16 protein-coding genes and 5 tRNA genes are annotated in these 22,707 nt (G+C 45.5%); 9 read left to right on the forward strand and 12 right to left on the reverse strand.

Going from position 1 to position 22,707, the window contains the following annotated elements; translation table 11 throughout:
* Nucleotides 1-51: 51 nt before the first annotated feature.
* Together R7P67_RS17885 and R7P67_RS17890 are read left to right on the forward strand one after the other, a co-directional pair.
* Complete coding sequence (locus R7P67_RS17885; protein WP_053349775.1) at nt 52-2,373, forward strand: hypothetical protein; 2,322 nt, start codon at nt 52-54, stop codon at nt 2,371-2,373.
* Nucleotides 2,363-2,506, forward strand: coding sequence for a hypothetical protein (locus R7P67_RS17890; protein WP_012841245.1), 144 nt, complete (start codon nt 2,363-2,365; stop codon nt 2,504-2,506). Before R7P67_RS17885 ends, R7P67_RS17890 begins: the two co-directional genes overlap by 11 nt.
* Nucleotides 2,507-2,581: 75 nt before the next feature.
* Here the strand turns inward: R7P67_RS17890 and R7P67_RS17895 are convergent, their stop codons facing one another.
* The 5 genes from R7P67_RS17895 to R7P67_RS17915 form a co-directional block, all read right to left on the reverse strand.
* The gene (locus R7P67_RS17895; RefSeq protein WP_005384238.1) at nt 2,582-3,601 is read right to left on the reverse strand and encodes an SPOR domain-containing protein; all 1,020 of its coding nucleotides are present in this window, start codon (nt 3,599-3,601) and stop codon (nt 2,582-2,584) included.
* A 157-nt stretch (nt 3,602-3,758) separates the two neighbouring features.
* Nucleotides 3,759-4,709, reverse strand: coding sequence for an ABC transporter permease (locus tag R7P67_RS17900; protein WP_005384239.1), 951 nt, complete (start codon nt 4,707-4,709; stop codon nt 3,759-3,761).
* A 2-nt stretch (nt 4,710-4,711) separates the two neighbouring features.
* Nucleotides 4,712-5,689 carry an ABC transporter permease gene (locus R7P67_RS17905; protein WP_005379110.1) on the reverse strand — a complete coding sequence of 326 codons (978 nt, stop codon included), beginning with the start codon at nt 5,687-5,689 and terminating at the stop codon, nt 4,712-4,714.
* A 147-nt stretch (nt 5,690-5,836) separates the two neighbouring features.
* A complete protein-coding gene (locus R7P67_RS17910) occupies nt 5,837-7,390 on the reverse strand; it encodes an ABC transporter substrate-binding protein (protein WP_005379109.1) in 1,554 nt (517 codons plus the stop codon).
* A gap of 92 nt (nt 7,391-7,482) precedes the next feature.
* Nucleotides 7,483-9,198 carry a dipeptide ABC transporter ATP-binding protein gene (locus R7P67_RS17915; protein WP_005379108.1) on the reverse strand — a complete coding sequence of 572 codons (1,716 nt, stop codon included), beginning with the start codon at nt 9,196-9,198 and terminating at the stop codon, nt 7,483-7,485.
* A gap of 661 nt (nt 9,199-9,859) precedes the next feature.
* On the opposite strand from R7P67_RS17915, the gene R7P67_RS17920 reads away from it, so the two are divergent.
* Nucleotides 9,860-10,585 carry an HAD family hydrolase gene (locus R7P67_RS17920; RefSeq protein ID WP_262652861.1) on the forward strand — a complete coding sequence of 242 codons (726 nt, stop codon included), beginning with the start codon at nt 9,860-9,862 and terminating at the stop codon, nt 10,583-10,585.
* A gap of 338 nt (nt 10,586-10,923) precedes the next feature.
* Here the strand turns inward: R7P67_RS17920 and R7P67_RS17925 are convergent.
* The 5 genes from R7P67_RS17925 to R7P67_RS17945 all read right to left on the reverse strand — a co-directional run bounded on the left by R7P67_RS17925 (nt 10,924) and on the right by R7P67_RS17945 (nt 11,520).
* Nucleotides 10,924-11,000: transfer RNA gene (locus R7P67_RS17925), tRNA-Pro, on the reverse strand.
* Between the two features lie 64 nt (nt 11,001-11,064).
* Nucleotides 11,065-11,140 (reverse strand) — tRNA-His (locus R7P67_RS17930).
* A 48-nt stretch (nt 11,141-11,188) separates the two neighbouring features.
* Nucleotides 11,189-11,265: transfer RNA gene (locus R7P67_RS17935), tRNA-Pro, on the reverse strand.
* A 69-nt stretch (nt 11,266-11,334) separates the two neighbouring features.
* Nucleotides 11,335-11,410: transfer RNA gene (locus tag R7P67_RS17940), tRNA-His, on the reverse strand.
* Between the two features lie 33 nt (nt 11,411-11,443).
* Nucleotides 11,444-11,520, reverse strand: a tRNA-Arg gene (locus tag R7P67_RS17945).
* Between the two features lie 335 nt (nt 11,521-11,855).
* On the opposite strand from R7P67_RS17945, the gene R7P67_RS17950 reads away from it, so the two are divergent.
* On the forward strand, nt 11,856-12,269 hold the full coding sequence (locus R7P67_RS17950) for a c-type cytochrome (protein WP_262652863.1): 414 nt from the start codon (nt 11,856-11,858) through the stop codon (nt 12,267-12,269).
* A gap of 73 nt (nt 12,270-12,342) precedes the next feature.
* On the opposite strand, the gene rep is transcribed toward R7P67_RS17950, so the two are convergent.
* Nucleotides 12,343-14,358, reverse strand: coding sequence for a DNA helicase Rep (gene rep, locus R7P67_RS17955; protein WP_005379104.1), 2,016 nt, complete (start codon nt 14,356-14,358; stop codon nt 12,343-12,345).
* A gap of 170 nt (nt 14,359-14,528) precedes the next feature.
* Between rep and R7P67_RS17960 the strand changes: the two genes are divergently transcribed.
* The 4 genes from R7P67_RS17960 to ubiK all read left to right on the forward strand — a co-directional run bounded on the left by R7P67_RS17960 (nt 14,529) and on the right by ubiK (nt 19,749).
* Nucleotides 14,529-15,110 (forward strand): TetR/AcrR family transcriptional regulator, encoded by a 582-nt coding sequence (locus R7P67_RS17960; RefSeq protein WP_005384254.1) that lies wholly within the window; start codon nt 14,529-14,531, stop codon nt 15,108-15,110.
* 17 nt (nt 15,111-15,127) lie between these two features.
* The gene (locus tag R7P67_RS17965) at nt 15,128-16,231 is read left to right on the forward strand and encodes an efflux RND transporter periplasmic adaptor subunit (RefSeq protein WP_053349778.1); all 1,104 of its coding nucleotides are present in this window, start codon (nt 15,128-15,130) and stop codon (nt 16,229-16,231) included.
* A 12-nt stretch (nt 16,232-16,243) separates the two neighbouring features.
* Complete coding sequence (gene vmeD / locus R7P67_RS17970) at nt 16,244-19,366, forward strand: multidrug efflux RND transporter permease subunit VmeD (RefSeq protein ID WP_005379100.1); 3,123 nt, start codon at nt 16,244-16,246, stop codon at nt 19,364-19,366.
* A gap of 131 nt (nt 19,367-19,497) precedes the next feature.
* Entirely contained in the window at nt 19,498-19,749 is a 252-nt protein-coding gene (gene ubiK, locus R7P67_RS17975) for a ubiquinone biosynthesis accessory factor UbiK (protein ID WP_005379099.1), read from the forward strand.
* Between the two features lie 277 nt (nt 19,750-20,026).
* Here ubiK and ilvC read toward each other — a convergent pair whose 3' ends face one another.
* On the reverse strand, nt 20,027-21,511 hold the full coding sequence (gene ilvC, locus R7P67_RS17980) for a ketol-acid reductoisomerase (protein WP_005379098.1): 1,485 nt from the start codon (nt 21,509-21,511) through the stop codon (nt 20,027-20,029).
* A 143-nt stretch (nt 21,512-21,654) separates the two neighbouring features.
* On the opposite strand from ilvC, the gene ilvY reads away from it, so the two are divergent.
* Nucleotides 21,655-22,545, forward strand: coding sequence for an HTH-type transcriptional activator IlvY (gene ilvY / locus R7P67_RS17985; protein ID WP_005379097.1), 891 nt, complete (start codon nt 21,655-21,657; stop codon nt 22,543-22,545).
* The last annotated feature ends 162 nt before the right edge of the window (nt 22,546-22,707 follow it).

Consider the following 22,707-nt stretch of genomic DNA (forward strand, 5'->3'; position numbering starts at 1 on the left):
AATAAAAAAAGCGACTTTCTCATTCGGAAACGAAACAAGGACAAATAAATAATGAATAAGGTGAGTTTACTAGCAGCGTCAGTGGCTATCGCTCTTACAGGCTGTGGCGGTTCAGATGGTGGTTCAAACAGTGCTAACGACGGCGTTGTGATCACAGGTTTTGACGGCTACTTCAAGCATGCCGTTGTTTTTGAAGATACGAACAACAACGGCCAATGGGACACTCAAGAAACATTCCTTGGTCTGACCGATGAGAAAGGTCAACTGAAATTGGATGCAAAACCAGAAAGCACTCTAGCGCTACAGACCATCACACCAAACGGTTCAAAGCAGAAACAGCTCATCGCCTTGGATGCGAAAGAGTACGCTGGCAAATACACGGTTGATATGGATCATCCAGGCCAAGCTATGGCGCACGAAATCGTATTCCGTGCACCAACATCGTCAAACGTGATTTCACCTATCACGGATCTTGTGGCGATTGAAATGGCAAAAGATCCAGCCATTAGTGAAGAAGATGCGAAAGCGAAAGTAAACCAAGCGCTAGGAGGCTCAGAAGAAGCACCAATTGATCTGTACAGTGATTTTGTTGAAGGTGCGACAAAAAACGCCGAACTACATAAAACCGCTCAGATTCTGACCGACTCGAAAGCACAAAACCCAACGAACTACGAGAAAAAAGCCACGGAGTTTGCTCAAGCGGCAAACCAAGAAGTGGAACGTCTTGTTGCATCTGGCGAAAACATCAATGACCCAAATCTACGTCCAATCATCACTGACGCGACCCCAGACAGCGACACCTTAGCACCTGAAACGGCAGTTAATAACAAGCTAACCGTAAACAAAATCGTCGAAAAGGCAGCTAAAGATAAGCTAGAAAAACTACCAAAAATCGTACAAGGCGTGGACTTTGATGGCTTAGAGCTAGACATTGAAGGTCTATTTGCAGACAAAGACCAAAACCTTGTGACAACCAAACTGACGCACAACTTTGCAGGCACAGGCATTGAAGTTGTGCAAACTGGCAACCTGATTGTTCTACATCCAACTGCAATCGTAGAGAAAGCTGGTGATTTTGAGATTGTTCTAACTGCGCAAGACATTGATTCGTCAGGTAAGGTTTTGGGTACGGTAAGCACCGTATTTCAGTTCGAAATCGAATCGGCAAACTTACCACCAATGGTTGTAGAAACAGAACAAGCGCGTCTGCAGTCCATCGTTGATGGTTGGTACCTACAACAAGGTGAAGTGTTTGAACAAACACTCGATATTTCTGGTTTGTTCCAAGATAAAGACGGTCAAATTACCGACTACTCAGCGGACTATGTAGACATTGAAGGTCTAACAGTATCTGAGGATGGTAATGCAATTATCACCATTAAAGGCACACCAACAAAAGCAGGTGAAGCTGGAGCAGTACTGGCGATTAGCGCAACAGATGGCCATACCGCGGTACAAATTGCGCTCAGCATGCCAACGGTTATCGAAGGCGTCACGCCACCACCAGTAGTACCGACTTTGGGCTTCACTCACGAGCACTTCAACGGTCAAGAATGGAAAATGGGTAGCTTTGCACAGAAAGATGGTGAAATTGGCTACGCCATGTTGATGCAAGATTCTGAAGGCCTACTATTCTGCTGGGGTTCAAACCACGATGAGATGAATCAAGAGTACAAAGCGAACATCAGTGACTTCCTAAAAGACACATGGGAACACGATGCTTACGCCATTCTTGCCGATCTGGACCAACAAACTGGTTACACGGAATACAACAATAAAGACTGTAACGACGTTGAGCTGAAAGACGGTAAGCTATACAACAGCTACGGCGACGAGTATGAAATGTTGTACCAGCACAAAACCGAGCATAACGGCACTCAAATGATCGTTAAAATATCAGATGATGAGCTGTTCTGGATGGACTCAAGCAATACCCCATTTGCAGAATCACTTTCGGTTGCAGAACACATCAAACACGGCACGGTAGAGCATGACTTGATGGTAGAAAGTAATGGCACAGGCGACGACACAGTCCTGAAATACTCGTCAGGTGCGTACGAATACGACACTGATACTTACAACTACACTTCGTTCATGCCAACAGGATTCCAAACTCCAGGTAATTGGGAAATCCAGAATGATGAAGACCGTGAACTGCTGATTCTAGAAGAAACAGGCTCAGAGTCAGATTACAAAACTCGTCATCGTTACATCAACCGCGATTTTGGTGACTTTTATATTGGTATTCGTTGGAGTAAAGAACAAAACGGTCATGAATCCGCACCGGAATATGGTCTGTACTCTAACAGCAAAGAAGCCATGACAAGCATCGCGAGTTCACTACCGATTTTGGAGCCTGGTGATGATGACTAAAGCAACCATCGTTAACCCTTGCTGTGATAGCGTGCATTTGCGTAGAAGACGCAGAACACTTTGGGAACGATTGGTCGGCATCAAAGAAGTGTATATCTGCTCTAACTGTCACAAAGAAACGCCACTCAAATAGCGATAATATTTGAGACCGCAAAAAAGCCCCGAACTCGGGGCTTTCTTCTATATTTTGACCGCAATATCTGAGTCGTTATTTCACGCACACCACGTTCAATAATGAGGTTCCGGTGAGCTGATTGGGCTCACGATCGGCGAACAAACCTTTCTTATCTTTGCCCCAATACGGCAGTTGCAGTGGCCATTGATTTTTTTCCATCACCCCAGACGCCCTCAGCGCTTTAAACTCTGCAGGGTTAGCTAAGTTCATACCCAGTTGCTGACATACTTTGTGCGAGTTTTCGTAGTTGAGGCGGTTCCACGGCTTACCATGTTCCATGTAAAACTGATTATGGTGATCGAGTAAATATGGGACCACGTACGTTTTGCCCTGTACTGAAGTTCTCAACCGAACTTCAATGTCATCATTTCCAGTGACAATTGGCTTCGCTTTGGTCTTAGCAACAGGCGTAGACGAAGAGCTATCACGCGAACTTTTTGCCTTGGTATCTGGCTTCTCTGCCCGCGCTTTAAAGGCGTCGGTATCAGCTCGCACAGCAGGAACTGGCGCGGGTTTCGGGGTCACCGTCGGTGTTGGCTTAACCGAAGATGCGGCTGATTTCGACGATACAGTAGATTTAGGTGTAGGTGGTGTTACTGGTTGTTTCGTCCCTTTCCCAACCACTCGGATGAACGCCTCTTTGTAATTCGACAAGGTTTTGACTCCTCGTAAGTCATCCCTCGCATCAGACAATGCCTTGTAAGGTCCAATCAAACAGCGATAGCCTTTGGATTCAGGCTTCATCCATACGTCAGTCGTGATTTTACTATAGAGAGGCTTAGCTTTCGCGAGTGACATTGGCTTTGGTAGTAATCCGCATTGAATCCAGTAGAGGTAGTTGCCTCCTTGCGGCACTTTCTTTCCCCATACTCCGTTACCAATTGGGCATGTTTTCTCAAGCATCGGTAATTCTTTCTCGCTGGCTTGAGTGGCTTGGCAAAGGAACTCCTCCGCCTCAACTGGATTAGAAAACTGGGCGCATACCAGCAACAAACCCAAAGCCAGGCTTGCTTGGAAGATACGAGATGGGTGTTGTGCCTTCTTCATTTCCATACACTTCACTCTAAATTAGTGGGTAAGGTCATTATGGCGGCAAAGCGCCAAAAAAATGTGAACAAAGAATAACTAGCAAAAAAAGAGCCGGAATTTGCATCCGGCTCTCAGTTTAGGAAGGAATTAAGTGAATTTACAACGCTTGGTGGGAAAATTCTTATCCTTTGTACAGTTTCGGGTTGAATACATCACGTAGCCAGTCGCCCAACAGGTTGATAACCAAAACCAATGTTACTAGCACGATGCCAGGGAAAGCAGTAATCCACCATGCACCAGAGAAGATGTAGTTAAAGCCGATGCTGATTAGCGCACCCAGTGACGGCTGATCGACTGGCAGACCCAAACCTAGGAATGACAGTGCCGCTTCCGACATGATCGCGTTCGCTACCTGTACCGTCGAGATAACCAAGATTGGCGATAGACAGTTCGGCAGAATGTGACGGAACATGATGCGTGGCGCTTTAAAGCCCATCACACGCGCCGCTTCGACGTATTCTTTCTTCTTCTCTGCCAATACCGAGGCACGAATAGTCCGTGCGTATTGCGGCCATTCAGCCACACCGATGATCACCACCAGCATCACCACTGCGTATTGGCTGTAAAAATCGCTGCCAAAGCTGGCTTTGAAAATGGCCGATACGATGATCGCCACCATCATGGTTGAGAACGATAGTTGAACATCCGCAAAGCGCATCAAGAAGCTATCGATACGACCACCGAAGTAACCCGCCGACAAACCAATGATGATACCCAGAATCAACTGAAGACCGACGGCTAAAAAGCCGATCGTCAAAGACAAACGAGAACCGTAAAGAATGGTCGATAAAATATCGCGACCTTGCTCGTCAGTACCCAACACAAAGCGCTCATCGCCATCTTCCATCCACGAAGGTGGCAACTCAGAATCCATGATGTCGATAGACGTCAGATCGTACGGGTCTGTTGGCGCAAGAATCGGTGCAGCCAATGCCAATACTAAGAACATCATAAAGACGGTAAAACTCGCCATCGCCACTTTGTCGCGTTTGAAGTAATACAGAAAATCTGACTCTTTGAAACGCTGCCACGCTGATGGAGCAGGAGCTGGTGTTAAATTTGATTGGCTCATGATTAAGCTCCTTTTCCAGTTAGGTTCACAGTTGGGTTGATGATGCCGTACAGCAAGTCAACGATGGTATTGGTTACCACGAAGATCAGACCAACAAAGATAACGTAGGCAGTGATCAGCGGTGTATCTACACGGTTGATTGCCTCTAGGAAAAGGAAGCCAGTGCCCGGCCATTGGAACACGGTTTCAGTAAGAATGGTGTAGGCCACCATGGTACCAATCTGCACGCCACCTACCGTCAATACTGGTAGCATGGTGTTCTTAAGTGCATGTTGGTAATAAATCTTTTGTAAGTTCAAACCTTTTGCTTTGGCGAACTTAATGTATTCCGAACTCAGAACTTCCAGCATTTCTGAACGCACCAAGCGGATGAACAACGGCAGCATAATAGACGCTAGCGCAATACAAGGTAGGATGAGGTGCTTGATACCATCAATGGTAAAGAAGCCAGATTCCCAACCGAGTACGTTAGCGGTTTCACCTCGCCCATAGGAAGGCAACCAACCAAGTTCTATGGAGAAGACATACATCAGCATGATTGCGGTTAAGAACACCGGAATCGAGATGCCGACACTGCTCATCGCCATGACAAATTTGGTAAAAACACTCTTAGGATGAATCGCAGAGTACACCCCAAGCGGAATAGAGAAAACAATGATGATAAGCGTCGCGCCAAACACGAGCTCTAATGTTGCCACCAGCTTATCGAGGATCACCTCAACCGCAGGTCGCTTGAAAAAGTATGATGTACCCAAATCACCTTGTAGTGCATTACCCACAAAGCGCGTGTACTTTGTGATAAAGGGATCGTTCAGGCCCAAGTCGTCGCGTAGCGCTTGACGCTCCGATTCCGAAACCGACTGACCTACAAGCTCACGCAGCGGATCACCCAGGTTGTCCTGAATGGCAAACGCCACCAAACTGATCACAAACATCACTATCAGTGCCTGAAACAGGCGCTTGACCAGAAACGAAAACATTCCTTGCCCCTTAACTATCCATAGATCTCTAAATTAGAGAGAAAATTCAGTCTAAATAACCAACTCAATCCGACTGAAACAAAACTGAGTCGAGTGCTTTAAGTTGAGGAGGGAAATCCATCCCTCCTCAAAGTCGACTAACCGTGATTATTCAACCACTAGGTCACCGAAGTAAGGCATTACCATTGGGTTAACGATGTCTGCCGCTTTCACGTTAGACTTCGCGCCCCATGCTTCACTTTGCCAGTGTAGCGGTACGAATGCTGCGTCGTTGTATAGTGTCGCTTCTACGCCCTTCAGCATTTCTGCACGTTTCGCAGGATCCGTCTCTACGTTCGCAGCTTCAACCACTTTGTCCATTTCTGGGTTTGAGTAGTAACCACAGTTGTACTGACCACGACCGGTTTCTTCGTTACGAGTCATAGTTAGGAACTCGTTGAAGTTCGCTGAGTCTTCTGTATCTGAGTGCCAACCGATCATCAGCATGTCTGCCGCACACTTGTCGAACTCAGGCCAGTACTGCGCTTTTGGCATGGTCTTCAGATCAACCTTGATACCGATCTTAGACAACATTGCCGCTGCCGCTTGTGCTACTTTCGCATCATTCACGTAACGGTTGTTTGGTGCGATCATCGTTAGCGTCAGGCCGTTTTCGTAACCCGCTTCTTTCATCAGTTCTTTCGCTTTCTTCAAATCGTAGCGAGGAACCAGTTTGTCATCGTGACCTACGTAACCAGCCGGGCTTTGCTGACCAGCGGCCGTTGCGAAGCCTTTCATGATTTTCTTCACGATACCTTCGTTATTGATTGCGTGAACAATCGCTTGGCGAACGCGAACGTCTTTCAATGCTTCGTTGCTGTTTTGGTTTAGTTGGAACGTGATGATACGAGTACCAGGTAGCGTAACTAGGTCGATGCCGTCAGCATCTTCAACGCGTTTGTGGTCGTTTGGCGCTACAGGGTGAATCATGTCAACACCGCCAGAAAGCAGCGCTGCTACACGAGTTGCGTCTTCTTTGATTGGCACAAGCGTTAGCTTATCAACGTTACCTTTCGACTCTTTGTCCCAGTAATCTTTAAAGCGTTCAAATTCCACTTTTACGCCCTGTTCACGAGAAGTCACAATGAATGGACCCGTGCCAGAAACGTTAGTCGATGCGAATGAATTACCGTGCTTCACTAGCTCAGACTTATCTTTGCCGTCCGCAGTTTTGCCAGTGTAGAACTTGCTGTCCATTGGGAAAATGTACGTTGCGGTTTGCAGCACTAGTGGGTAAGGACCTTTAGTTACAAGATCGAACGTGTTGTCGTCAACTTTGACGATTTTCTCGTACGGGTCGAAGATGTTTTTAAAGTCAGGAGAGCTTTGTAAACGCTGGAACGTCCACACGACGTCGTCAGCCGTTAGAGTATTGCCAGAATGGAATTTCACACCTTCACGCAGTTTGAAACGAACAGTCGTATCGTTAATACGTTCCCAGCTTTCCGCTAGGCGAGGCTCGAAATCCATTTTTTGAGTAAAGCGAACCAACGGATCAAATACCATGTGTGACATTTGCAGTGTGCCACCTGATAGCTGCTCATGTGGGTCAAGCGATACTGGGTCAGCTGCATAGCCAACTTTGATATCTGCTGCCATTGCGTTAAAGCTTAGGCCCGCAGCCATTAGCGCCACTGCTAATTTGCTTTTCATGGTTTTCATTTGCATAACTCCTTCATGCGGGGATACGGATCCCTTGTTGTTGTGTTTGCGTCTTTGTTATGACTAAAGGTTAGCCAAGCGAATTGCTTGGTTTATGCCGTTTCGATCTCTTCTCGCAAGCCAGTAAACTCCGGCATCAGAGAAATCAATTTTTTGCTGTATTCGTGTTGAGGTGCCGTGAATAACTGTTCTGTTGGTGCCACTTCTAAAAGTGTACCCATTTGCATCACACCTACTCGGTCACACATCTGACGAATAACAGGTAAATCGTGGCTGATAAACAACATAGTCAAGTTCAGCTCACTTTGCAGATCTTTCAGCAAGTTTAGAATTTGTGCCTGTACCGATACGTCCAGTGCTGAGGTCGGTTCATCACAAATCAAAAGTCGAGGACGAGTCGCCAACGCACGCGCAATAGAAATACGCTGACGCTGACCACCGGAGAATTCATGAGGGTACTTAAGCCCAGCCATTCGACCCAAACCAACATGATCCAATAGGTCATTCACGATTTGGCGAGTTTCCGACTCGTTTTTCGTCAATTTATGGAAACGGATTGGCTCAGCAATAATATCGAATACCTTCATACGAGGGTTCATTGAAGTATATGGGTTTTGGAACACCATCTGCATTTGACGACGCATCGGGCGGCGCTCTTTCTCAGAGGTTAAAGCGGTCAGGTCAATGCCCTCGAATTTCACCTGACCAGAGTTAGGTTGGTATAAACCAGCAATCACACGTGCAATGGTCGATTTACCTGAACCAGACTCGCCCACCAAACCAAAGGTTTCGCCTTCGTGCACTTCAAAGCTCACATTATTAGATGCTTGCACGTATTCTCGGCGGCTCTCGAACAAAGAGTCTTTGGTCACAAAGCGAAGATTGACGTTCTTCACGTCCAAAAGCGGGCCAGTGTACTCACGCTCATCTTGGCTTTGTCCTAACCAGTGGTTCTTGATATCGAGTGGCTCCATTTCCGCCGCTTCTTCGATATAGCTTACTAACGGGAAACGATCTAACTTTCTGTCTGAACGTGGTACCGCTGAAATTAGACTGCGAGTGTAAGAGTGATCAGGATCGCCCAATACTTTGGCTGTTGGTCCAAACTCCACCAAGTCACCACGATACATTACCGCCACGCGATCGGTGACGTTGGAGACGACACCCATATCGTGAGTAACTAACATACAGCCGACATTGTTCTTGATACACAGCTCGCGGATCAAGTTGAGGATTTGGTCTTGGATAGAAACGTCTAACGCCGTAGTTGGTTCGTCCGCGATGATGAGATCAGGCTCACCAGCCAAAGCAATAGCAATGACAACACGCTGACGCATACCACCAGAGAATTGGTGCGGGTACTGTTTTAAGCGGTTTTCTGGTTGCGGAATACCAACCTGCTGCATAAGAGAAAGCGCGCGCTGATACGCCTCTTCATCAGAGACCTTCATGTTAGCGTGGATCGTCTCTTTCAGCTGTTGCTCAACAGTAAAAAGTGGATTGAGCGAGGTCATCGGATCTTGGAAAATAAAACCTATTTTCGAGCCGCGAACCTTACGCATCGCTTCTGGTGATAGGCCAGAAATTTTTTCTCCATCCAAGAATACATCACCGCTAGCAACGCGACCTGGGGGACTAAGCAAATCGATAACAGCGTTACCAACGGTGGATTTACCCGCACCTGATTCGCCAACAACACCCACGATTTCACCACGTTCAATATGAAAAGAAAGTGACTTCACGGCAGCGTGAACGCCGTGTCGGGATGGGTATTCAATACGAAGGTTTTTCACTTCTAATAGTGACATTTCAGACCTCTACTGCCTTGTCTGTGGTATCGAATCATGCCAAAGGCACCATTCATCACCTGAATGAATCCGTTCAAATTCAGAATAATACTCTGAAATCTTAATGCGGAAATAATTTGGCAAAAATCACACAAAAAAGCAACAATTAAAGTATATTCCGCCGAAAAAACATTAAATAAACGCACAATTAGCGAATAAAAATGCATTAACAAGTATTTAACCATTTTCATATCACACTATTTTTGTGCGTCATGCACCAATAAAACTAGAAAAATGCTCTAAAAGTAAACATGAGCTAAACAAGATCATTAACCATATTATTCATGTGCATTTATTAACATTTAACAAACAATATCATATGCAAAAAGTGTTTTTTCAACATAAAAAACTATTAATAAAATAGTCGGCAAATACAAAAAGCCAAACTTAGGAAGAGAAAGGATAGGTCAAAACGTGAACAAAACAGCAAAACCACACAAATCCTGCTCCAACGCAGAATATGCGCCACTTAAGCGGTTTATTGACTAAGCAAAGGAAAGTACCGCTATCCTCATTCGTACGTCATAAGAAAACTCGCCGGTTTTAACCCTTTACGACACAATTGAGAGTGGGATAATAGATGAACAGTGTCAAAGCCAAGCCGTAAATAAAAGGAGCCCCTGTGCTTAAAGCGATTTTTTTTGATATGGACGAGACTTTATGTGCAACGTCACAAGCCGATAAAGTTGCAGGACAAGCGTTTACAACTTGGATTCATAAGACCTATCCACAAGTTACCGAGCCAAAAGCGTTTTTGCAGCGCTACTTGCAGGGTGTATACAAAAAGCTGAATGCTGAGTTCCCTCACCTTGTGGCTCTGCTACCCGATGAAAATGCCTTCCGTTGTGGCCTGATCCAAAACATCTTGGCGGAGCAAGGCGTCAGCATCGCTGCAAAAGAGGCTCAACAAGCTCAAGACTACTTTGACTCTGCACGTATGGGCGCGTTCACTTTCTTCCCTGGTGTAAAAGAAATGCTCAGCGACCTTCGTCAACATTACAAACTCGTCGTGATCACTAACGGCCCGATTTTTTCTCAACACCCTAAATTAAACGCGACACAAATGAGCAACTGGGTGGACCATATTATTGTGGGAGGAGAAGAGCCAGAAGAGAAACCTGCTACAAGTATTTTCCAAAAAGCGCTCGACTTGGTCGAAGTAAAACCAGAAGAGGCTCTACACGTGGGCGACTCTTTACCTGCTGACATTGCTGGCGCTAACAATATGGGCATTTTGAGTGTGTGGGTGAATGCGACAGGCGCAAGTAACTCAACGGATATAACGCCAAGTTTTGAAATCCAAAAAACGGTAGAAGTAAAAGAAATCCTTAAAACACTCGCCCAATAAAAGCAGCGGATTAGAAAACTACAAACCCCCAGACACTGCTCTGGGGTTTATTTTGTCAGCTCGAAAAGCATTTGGATCATAGGTGGTCAAAAGCCCCTAGAGCTGTACACTTTTGGGGAAAATTGAAATGGAATGCCGATTCTTTTCAGGAGAGATGCAAAAAAGCCCCAGTCTTTCGACTGAGGCTCTAAATAGCGGTCGGTGAAGAGCCGAATTCTAACTTCAGGCGAACCCCACTTGGGTTCAAATCCATTGATACATTACCGACTAATACAGTCCAAGCGAGATCATAAACTCTAAAACGACGAAAGCCTGCTAAAAAGCAGGCTTTCTAATAGTGGTCGGTGAAGAGGGATTCGAACCCCCGACCCTCTGGTCCCAAACCAGATGCGCTACCAAGCTGCGCTATTCACCGAACTGTATTTACTGATTTTCTCAAATCAGACAGGACACTTCAACTAAGAAGTCACCTTAATTAATGGGGTGGCTAACGAGATTCGAACTCGCGACCACCGGAATCACAATCCAGGGCTCTACCAACTGAGCTATAGCCACCATCAATTTTTGCTGTTTACCGCTCTATTCGAGCCATAAACTAAATAGTGGTCGGTGAAGAGGGATTCGAACCCCCGACCCTCTGGTCCCAAACCAGATGCGCTACCAAGCTGCGCTATTCACCGACGATGTTTTATCTTGATTGAATCAAGATTAGGAGCAATGCTACCGCATTCAATCTAAAAAAGAAAGAATGGGGTGGCTAACGAGACTTGAACTCGCGACAACCGGAATCACAATCCGGGGCTCTACCAACTGAGCTATAGCCACCACTGATTTTTACCGATGTATCCTCCGAGGCAATGGTACGCCCGAAAGGATTCGAACCTTCGACCTTTGGCTCCGGAGGCCAACGCTCTATCCAACTGAGCTACGGGCGCATGCCCTATCGGCGGAGTGGAATAATACGGATATCACACTATGCCGTCTAGTACTTTTTTTACTTTTTTTATCGTTTGGTCTCTTTTTCGACAGTTATCTTCCGTTAAAGTGGATTTTTGATGTGATTCACGCCCTGTCATGGATAACTTGTTGTTTATTGCAACAAGTTATCGGGATATAATCACCCATTATTTACATTGATTTAACAGCTGCAACCAAGTTGTCTAATCATTCTATGCCATTCAGTGGAATTTAATGATTTCTCTGCTCGGCATTAATACTCTAACTATATAAATAGGTAAGTCACTTACCTCGGGAATGTGAAGTGGGTTTAATGGATATGTCTCGACAAATGATTAGCGTTTTGTTCGCTGCCTTAACGTTTTCTACGGCAGCTTTAGCTTCTGACATCAGCCAAACTGAATACGATGCGATCGCAGAACGCATCCAACCTGTCGGTGATGTTTATCTAGCAGGTTCTGAGCCAGTGAAAGAAGAACCAACCGGTCCACGTGATGGCGCCACAGTTTATGGTACTTTTTGTATTGCTTGTCACGCATCTGGTGTAAACGGCGCACCTAAAACAGGTAATGCCGATGATTGGGCACCACGTATTGCACATGGCAAAGATACGTTAGTGAAGCACGCATTAGAAGGCTTCAATGCGATGCCAGCCAAAGGAACCTGTATGGACTGTTCTGACGATGAAATCATCGCAGCAATTGACCACATGATTGAAGGTCTATAAGTAAAGACATCAACGAAAAAGGCTTGCCAGTTGGCAAGCCTTTTTGTTTTTAGTCAGTGAGAACAAGGTTACTTTACTTCTTAAACATTGCTCGAATATTGGCAATGTGTGCTTGACCTTTCGCCATACGCTCTTCTGCTGATACTGGCTTTTTGTTTACTTCCCATTCAACGTCATCAAATGGCAACTCATCCAAAAAGCGGCTTTGAGTCGGTTTGATCAACTCGCCGAACTGCCGACGCTCTTTGCACATAGTGAAAGTCAGTTCACGTTGCGCGCGAGTAATACCAACGTACATCAGGCGACGCTCTTCTTCCACGTTATCTTCATCAATACTGGTTTGGTGCGGTAAAATACCTTCTTCGGACCCAATTAAGTATACATATGGGAACTCAAGGCCTTTTGATGCGTGCAAGGTCATCAGTTGTACTGCATCACTGTCTTCATCTTCTTCACCGCGCTCCATCATGTCACGCAAGGTCAAACGTTGAACGACTTCTTTTAACGTTTTCTCTTCTTGATCGTAGTTGTCACCCTCTAGGTCCGCCACTATCCAGGAATAAAGGTCAGAAACGTTCTTCATTCTCATTTCAGCGGCTTTCGGACTTGCTGAAGTTTCGTATAGCCAATCTTCATAATGGATATCACGAACTAGCGAACGAACCGCTTCGACGGTATCACCACGCTCAGCTTGATCAGCAATCGCCACTAGCCATTGGGTGAAACGACGCAGGTTTTCTAGGCCACGTCCCGTTAGGTGCTGTTCGAGCCCCATTTCAAAGCTCGACTCAAACAGGCTCTTGCCTCGCATATTGGCATAACTGCCTAATTTCTCTAACGTTACTGGGCCAATTTCACGTCGCGGAGTGTTCACAATGCGCAAAAATGCATTGTCGTCATCCGGATTAACCAAAACACGCAAATACGCCATGATGTCTTTAATCTCTGCGCGTGCAAAAAACGAGGTGCCACCAGAAATTTTATACGGTACACGGTTTTGCATCAGAGACTTTTCAATCAAACGTGATTGGTGGTTACCACGATATAGAATCGCATAATCTTTATATTCGGTACGGTTTAGGAACTTATGCGCAATTAGTTCACCCGTTACGCGCTCTGCTTCGTGCTCTTCATTTTTAGCCAACAACACTTTGAGTTTTTCACCGTCAGGAATTTCAGAGAACAAGGACTTCTCATAGACGTGAGGGTTGTTAGCTATCAAAATGTTGGCCGCACGCAGGATTCGACTCGTTGAACGGTAGTTTTGCTCTAGCTTAATCAAACGCAAATTCGGATAATCTTCACCCAGCAACACGAGGTTCTGAGGTTTCGCACCACGCCATGAATAAATAGACTGATCGTCATCCCCTACAACAGTCAATCGCCCACGTTCTCCGACAATTAATTTGACCAGCTCATACTGACTCGTGTTGGTATCTTGATACTCGTCAACCAGTAGGTAACGGATACGATTCTGCCAACGCTGACGAACATCTTCATGATTACGTAAGAGTAAAACGGGCATCAAAATTAGGTCATCAAAATCAAGCGCGTTATAGGCTTTCATTTGCTTTTGGTACATATCAAAACAGAACGCAAACAATTGTTGCTGTTCACCTTGCGCACGCGCTTTGGCTTGCTCTGGCGTCAACATGTCGTTTTTCCAGTTGGAAATACAACTCAGAAGCTGACGTAGCAGATCTTTATCACCATCAAGCTGCTTTTCGGTAAGTTCTTTGAGCAGCGCTAGCTGGTCTTGGTCATCAAACAGTGAGAAGCCCGCTTTCAACCCTAAATGCTTGTACTCACGCTTGATGATGTTCAATCCTAAAGTGTGGAATGTTGATACCATCAAACCTTTAGACTCACCTTTCCCTAACGTTTGACCTACACGCTCCTTCATTTCACGTGCTGCTTTGTTGGTAAACGTCACCGCCGCAATGTTACGCGCTTTGTAACCACATTGCTGAACCAGATAAGCGATTTTATTGGTAATAACACGAGTTTTGCCCGAACCAGCACCTGCTAGCACTAGGCATGGGCCAGACACGTATTTCACGGCTTCATCTTGACTAGGGTTCAGCTTCATAGAAATTCTCTGCGGGTGATGAATGTGGCGCCTATGATAAAGGGGTGGCCTCGTGAAAGCTATGCTGATTTCTTGTAATTTTTACACCAATTAAGTGCAATATTCTGTTGCATAAATGGCGGGTATTTAAGCTATAATGAATGAACGTTCATTCACTAAAGGGTGACATTATGAAGGATAACCCTGCTGTAGATAAACGAGAACAAATCTTAGTCGCTGCTGAACAACTCATTGCTGAATCTGGCTTTCAAGGGCTTTCCATGCAAAAGCTCGCCAATGAGGCAGGTGTCGCAGCAGGGACGATTTACCGTTATTTCTCAGATAAAGAACATCTTTTAGAGGAACTACGCCTTAACGTTGCTAAGCGTGTTGCTACTGCGGTGCAACTAGGTGTTAGTGAAGAGATGCCTTTAAAACAGCGTTATCGAACCATGTGGCTCAATATTTGGAATTTAGCGAGCTCGAACTTAAGTGCGATCAGCAACCGAGTCCAATATGAGTCTTTACCCTGTTCAAATAGTAGCAAAGCTCGGGAACTTGAGAGACAAATGTTTGCCCAAGTAGATCTTCTTTTCAATCAGGGCAAAGACGAGGGAGTATTCAAGCTTCTCGATAACGAAGTACTTTCTGGATTGAGTTTTGAGGCAAGTGTTGCACTTGCTCGGAAACACGCTTTGGGATTTTATCAACTGGATAAGACGGCATTAGAGGCCGCTATTGAAGCCAGTTGGGATGCAATTATTAAACACTAACTGGAGTTCTTAATAGAATGAAAAAGTGGATTTTGATGCTATCAATTGTTTTATTACTTTTTGGTAGCGTTGTTACATACAGACTAATTGATATCAAAGACAAAATGGAGCAGTTTGCCAATCGCCCTGAACCAGCATTCCCAGTAACCGTAACTGAAGTGCAAGCGGTGGATTGGGTACCAGTCATCGAGGCAATTGGTTTTATCGAGCCAAATCAAGGCGTGACGGTAGCGAACGAAACGAGCGGTGTTATCGATAAAATCGCATTTGATTCCGGTACTCAAGTCAAAGCAGGTCAGCCACTAGTACTGCTTGACTCTGACGTTGAGAAAGCGAATTTAAAGAGCTCGCAAGCCAAGTTGCCAGCAGCAGAAGCGAAATACAAACGCTACCAAGGGCTATTTAAAAAAGGCTCTATTTCTAAAGAAGCGTATGACGAAGCAGAAGCGAACTACTTCTCCTTAAAAGCGGACATTGAAAGCTTGAAAGCGACCATCGACCGACGCGAAATCAAAGCGCCATTTGATGGTGTAGTAGGTATTCGTAACGTGTACCTAGGTCAGTACCTACAAGCGGGTACCGATATTGTTCGCCTGGAAGACACCAGCGTGATGCGTTTACGCTTTACCGTGCCGCAAACCGATATTTCACGTATCAATATCGACCAAGAAGTGGATATCTTTGTTGACGCTTATCCAGACCAACCTTTCAAAGGGTCTATTTCTGCGATTGAACCAGCTGTAAACGTACAAAGTGGTTTGATTCAAGTTCAAGCGGATATCCCTAACAGTGACGGCAAACTACGTAGTGGTATGTTCGCGCGTGCAAACATCATTCTGCCTAAATTAGAAAATCAGGTCACGCTACCTCAAACCGCGATCACATTTACGCTGTATGGCGACAATGTTTACATCGTAACAGAAGAAGATGGCGAAAAACGCGTTAAGCAGCATGTGGTAAAAGTTGGCGAACGCTCTAAAGATATCGCACACATTCTAGAAGGCGTGAAGCCAGGTGATGTAGTGGTGACATCGGGTCAAGTCCGTTTGAGTAACCATGCGAAAGTAAGCATTGTCGAAAGCGATGCAACTACCCCACCTGCTGAAACACCAATGCTTTAAGTTGGAGGCATCATGCGCTTTACAGATGTTTTTATAAAACGTCCAGTTTTAGCGGTATCGATCAGCTTTTTGATTGCATTGCTTGGTTTGCAAGCGGTGTTCAAAATGCAGGTTCGTGAATACCCTGAAATGACGAATACGGTGGTCACCGTGACCACCAGTTACTACGGTGCAAGTGCCAACTTGATCCAAGGCTTTATTACTCAGCCATTGGAGCAAGCGGTAGCGCAAGCCGATAATATTGATTACATGACTTCGCAATCGGTACTGGGTAAATCGACCATTACTGTAAACATGAAGTTGAATACTGATCCAAATGCGGCGTTGTCTGACATTCTGGCGAAAACCAACTCGGTACGTTCACAGCTACCAAAAGAAGCCGAAGACCCAACCGTAACCATGTCGACAGGTTCGACAACGGCGGTACTGTACATCGGCTTTACGAGTGACGAGTTATCTTCAAGCCAGATCACTGACTACCTTGAGCGTGTAATCAACCCGCAGTTGTTCACCGTAAACGGTGTGTCCAAAGTTGACCTGTATGGTGGTATGAAGTACGCACTGCGCGTATGGCTAGATCCTGCTAAAATGGGCGCTTTGAAGTTGACCGCAACCGATGTGATGAGCGTTCTTAACGCCAACAACTACCAATCTGCAACCGGTCAAGCGACGGGTGAGTTCGTGCTTTATAACGGTAGCGCAGATACTCAGGTATCAAACGTTGCTGAACTTGAGGCATTGGTCGTGAAAACTGGTGAAGGGGATGTCATCCGCCTAGGTGATATCGCTAAAGTAACGCTAGAGAAGAGTCACGACGTTTATCGCGCAAGTGCAAACGGTCAAGAAGCTGTGGTTGCAGCGATCAACGCAGCGCCAAGTGCTAACCCAATCAACATTGCAGCAGACGTACTTGAACTGTTGCCTCAGCTTGAGCGCAACCTACCAAGTAACATCAAAATGAACGTAATGTACGACTCAACTATCGCCATCAACGAATCGATTCACGAAGTAGTGAAAACGATTCTTGAAGCAGCGGTCATCGTACTTGTGGTTATCACACTGTTCCTGGGCTCATTCCGCGCGGTAATCATTCCTATCGTGACCATTCCACTTTCATTGATTGGTGTGGCAATGGTGATGCAGGCAATGGGTTTCTCTTGGAACTTGATGACGCTACTGGCGATGGTGCTTGCCATCGGTCTGGTGGTGGATGACGCGATCGTTGTACTAGAAAACGTTGACCGTCACATCAAAGAAGGGGAATCGCCATTCCGAGCTGCAATTATTGGTACGCGTGAAATTGCGGTTCCAGTTATCGCGATGACATTGACGCTAGGTGCAGTGTACGCGCCGATCGCGTTGATGGGTGGTATCACCGGCTCATTGTTCAAAGAGTTCGCTTTGACACTGGCAGGTTCAGTATTCGTATCCGGCATCATCGCTTTGACACTATCACCAATGATGTGTTCGAAGATGCTGAAGGCGAACGAGAAGCCAAGCAAGTTTGAGCAAAAAGTTCACCATATCCTTGATGGCATGACCACTCGTTACGAAGGAATGTTGAAAGCGGTAATGGCTCATCGTCCGGTTGTTATTGCATTTGCAATCATTGTATTTGCAAGCTTACCGGTCTTGTTCAAGTTTATTCCTAGCGAACTAGCACCATCTGAAGATAAAGGTGTGGTCATGCTGATGGGTACCGCCCCATCAAATGCGAACTTGGACTATATCCAAAATACCATGGATGACGTAAACCAAATACTCTCAGATCAACCAGAGGTGGAATACGCACAGGTCTTTAATGGTGTACCAAACTCAAACCAAGCGTTTGGCCTAGCAACATTGAAGCCTTGGAGTGAACGAGAGGCAAGCCAATCTGAAATCACAAAACGTGTGGGTGGCCTAGTATCAAGTGTGCCTGGTATGTCTGTCACTGCATTCCAAATGCCAGAGCTTCCAGGTGCAGGCTCAGGTCTACCTGTTCAGTTTGTAATTACAACACCAAATAGCTTCGAGAGCTTGTTTACTATCGCTAGCGATATTCTAACCGATGTTGCAAGTAGCCCAATGTTTGTCTATTCCGACCTTGATTTGAACTACGATTCAGCAACGATGAAGATCAAGATCGATAAAGACAAAGCGGGTGCCTACGGTGTGACTATGCAAGACATTGGCATCACTCTCAGCACCATGATGGCAGATGGTTATGTAAATCGAATCGACCTGAATGGTCGCTCGTATGAGGTGATTCCTCAAGTTGAGCGTAAATGGCGTCTAAACCCAGAATCGATGAAGAACTACTATGTACGCTCTGTAGATGGTAAAGCGGTTCCATTAGGCAGTCTGATTACTATCGATGTGGTGGCTGAGCCTCGCTCTTTGCCACACTTCAACCAGCTAAACTCAGCGACTGTGGGTGCAGTACCATCGCCTAGTGTTGCTATGGGTGACGCAATCGACTGGTTTGAGAATATTGCACAAACCAAGCTGCCTGCAGGCTATAACCACGATTACATGGGCGAATCTCGTCAGTTTGTAACGGAAGGTAGTGCCTTGTATGCAACCTTCGGTCTTGCACTTGCGATCATCTTCCTCGTTCTGGCGATTCAATTTGAATCACTCCGCGACCCTATTGTCATCATGGTATCTGTACCTCTGGCAATCTGTGGTGCCTTGATCGCATTGGCCTGGGGTACAGCCTCGATGAACATCTACTCGCAGGTTGGTTTGATCACGCTGGTCGGCCTAATAACCAAGCACGGTATCTTGATCTGTGAAGTAGCCAAAGAAGAGCAGTTACATAATAAACTGTCTCGTATTGATGCGGTGATGGAAGCTGCGAAAGTGCGTCTTCGCCCTATCCTAATGACCACTGCAGCGATGATCGCAGGTCTGATCCCGCTGATGTACGCAACAGGTGCAGGTGCCGCGCAACGTTTCAGTATCGGTATCGTCATCGTTGCTGGCCTTGCAATCGGTACACTGTTCACACTATTCGTACTACCTGTGATTTACAGCTACCTAGCTGAAAAACACAAACCTCTGCCAGTATTTGTTGAAGACAAAGACTTGGAGAAGTTAGCGCGAGTTGACGAAGCGAAAGCAGCTCATCGTGAATTAGCGGATAACAGATAAGCTATTAAGGCATTCAAAAAGGTCACTTCGGTGGCCTTTTTTATTGCCGCTCTCTTTTTTGCCATCTAAATGGCGACTTTCACGTATCATTTACTTAAAATGAGGACAAATCAAAAGGAGTTTTAGCCACTATGTTTGACCCAAAGAAATTAGAGCAAATTGCTAAACAGATTCACGACTCAATGCCTCAACCTGTAAAAGAGTTGGGCTCTGATGTCGATCAGAAAGTTCGTCAAGTAATCCAAGGCCAGCTAAACAAGCTAGATGTTGTAAGTCGCGAAGAGTTTGATGTTCAAACTCAAGTTTTACTACGTACACGTCAAAAGCTAACAGAAATGGAACAGAAGTTGGCACAACTTGAAGAAAAGCTTGCTGAAAAATAAGTATCAAAGCGCTCCTCACAAAGGAGCGTTTTTCTTATCGGCGCGCAGATAAATCGGCTAAAAACAAAAAGGCTTGGTCAACGGCGACCAAGCCTTTTGATTAGATGTTGTGTTTATTTTGTATTTATCACTCCAGTCTGCCTGGAGTTTATCTACTGCGTTACTTGAGACTAAGTAAATTACGCAGTATTAAGGTTTCATTTCTAGGAGAAGGCGCGGACTTTACGATAGTAAACGAGCACCTTCGACACCGAAATGGAGCCTTAAGGCCAGTCATTTAGCCGCCCACCGCGATACGCTTCATATCAGTCATGTAACCACGTAGCTCTTCACCGATGTACTCTACAGGGTGGTTACGGATTGTTTCATTCACAGCGATAAGAGTCGCGTTATCCACTTGGTTAGACGTTTCACCTAAACCTTTACCAATTACGTCAGTATTTACGGCTGGCATAAACTTCTCACGTAGAAGCGGCGTTGCTACGTTAGCGAACAGGTAGTTACCGTATTCCGCAGTGTCTGAGATAACCACGTTCATTTCGTATAAACGCTTACGTGCGATAGTGTTTGCGATAAGTGGCAGCTCGTGTAGAGACTCGTAGTAAGCAGACTCATCGATGATGCCAGATGCCGTCATCGCTTCGAATGCTAGCTCAACACCCGCACGAACCATAGCAACCATCAAGATACCGTTATCGAAGTACTCTTGCTCAGAGATTTCTACGTCAGTTTCTGGGTAGTTTTCGAAAGCAGTTTCACCTGTTTCTGCACGCCAGCCTAGTAGATTTGCATCGTCGTTTGCCCAGTCAGCCATCATAGTACTAGAGAAGTGACCGGTGATGATGTCATCCATGTGCTTGTTGTATAGCGGACGCATCAGTTCTTTTAGCTCTTCAGAAAGCTCAAATGCTTTCACTTTTGCAGGGTTAGTTAGGCGATCCATCATGTGAGTGATACCACCAAACTTCAGTGCTTCAGTGATGGTTTCCCAACCGTATTGAAGAAGCTTACCAGCGTAGCCAGGATCAATACCATCAGCAATCATCTTCTCGTAACACACGATAGAGCCAGCCTGTAGCATGCCACAAAGGATAGTTTGCTCACCCATTAGGTCAGATTTCACCTCAGCAACAAAAGAAGACTCTAGACAGCCTGCACGGTGACCACCGGTTGCTGCAGCCCAAGCTTTCGCGATATCCCAACCTTCACCTTTTGGGTCGTTCTCTGGGTGAACAGCGATAAGAGTCGGTACACCGAAACCGCGCTTGTATTCTTCACGAACTTCCGTACCTGGACATTTAGGTGCAACCATTACTACCGTTAGGTCTTTACGGATTTGCATGCCTTCTTCAACAACGTTGAAACCGTGAGAGTAACCTAGTGCTGCGCCTTCTTTCATTAACGGCATTACCGTCTCAACAACGTTTGTGTGCTGCTTATCTGGAGTAAGGTTTACTACTAGATCAGCTTGTGGAATTAGCGTTTCGTAGCTACCTACCTCAAAACCGTTGTCTTTTGCGTTTTTGAATGACTGGCGTTGCTCATCAATCGCGGCTTGGCGAAGCGCATAAGCAACGTCTAGACCAGAGTCGCGCATGTTCAGACCTTGGTTAAGACCTTGAGCACCACAACCTACAATGACTACTTTCTTACCTTTCAGATAATCCGCTTCTGAAGCGAACTCACTGCGGTCCATAAAACGACAACGACCTAATTGGTCCAACTGCTCGCGCAAGTTTAGGGTATTGAAATAATTAGCCATCTGGGTGCTCCTTTGAGATTCTTCCATTGAGGTCAGTAATTGCCTTACCGAATAACTTCATACTAAAACAGACATGAGATTGCTTAAAGTGATATATTCACAATTAGTTATTGCAATTTATGCAACATGGAAATGAAAATTTAATGAATATCAAAAGCCTGCAACTTTTCATTCATCTCTGTGAGAGTAAAAGTTTCGCCAAGACCGCAGCGGCAATGCATATTAGCCCTTCAGCCTTAAGCCGACAGATACAAAAATTAGAGGAGGAAACCAGCCAACAATTGTTTTTACGCGACAACCGTAGCGTTGATTTAACTATCCAAGGTAAAAAGCTAGTCCCAGTTGCCTTAAAGATTCTTGGCGAATGGCAGCAGTATCAGAGTCACCTGAAGGGAACCGAGGATGAATTGAAAGGAGAAATCCGTCTCTTTTGTTCTGTTACTGCAAGCTACAGCCATCTTCCGGAGCTAATCTCTGACTTTCGTATTCAGAACCCTTTCATTGAGTTCAAACTATCAACCGGCGATCCAGCTCAAGCGATCGACAAAATACTAGCAGATGAAGCCGATATTGCCATATCAGCCAAGTCAGAACAGATGCCAAATAAAATCGCATTTGAAACGATCAGTGAAATCCCACTTTCTGTCATCGTACCTGTTGGGGTTAGTGCGTTTGCTGAAGAGCTACAAAAAGAAAAACCAGACTGGTCGGTCATTCCATTCATACTCCCAGAAGCAGGAACGGCAAGGGACAGGGCCAATACTTGGCTCAAACAAATGAAAATAAAGCCAAAGATCTACGCACAAACCTCCGGACATGAAGCCATCGTAAGTATGGTTGCATTGGGGTGTGGAGTAGGTATCGCACCTGATGTTGTAATCAACAACAGTCCGGTAAGAGAAAAGATAAATCGTTTAAAAGTCTTACCAATTAAACCTTTTAAACTTGGTGTTTGCTGCAACAAAACTCAGCTGGAAAATCCGCTTGTTAAAGCCTTTTGGAAGGTTGCAGAAAGCAAGTATATCGCACCTTAGATGAACACTTTTTAGGTATAAAGTGAGCTAATTTTAAAACTCTATAGATGCAAAAAAGCCCGCTCTTTCGAGCGGGCTTCTTAAATTTAAAGCCTGGCGATGTCCTACTCTCACATGGGGAAGCCCCACACTACCATCGGCGCTATTTCGTTTCACTTCTGA

It is taken from the genome of Vibrio sp. Vb0937 (assembly GCF_033338855.1).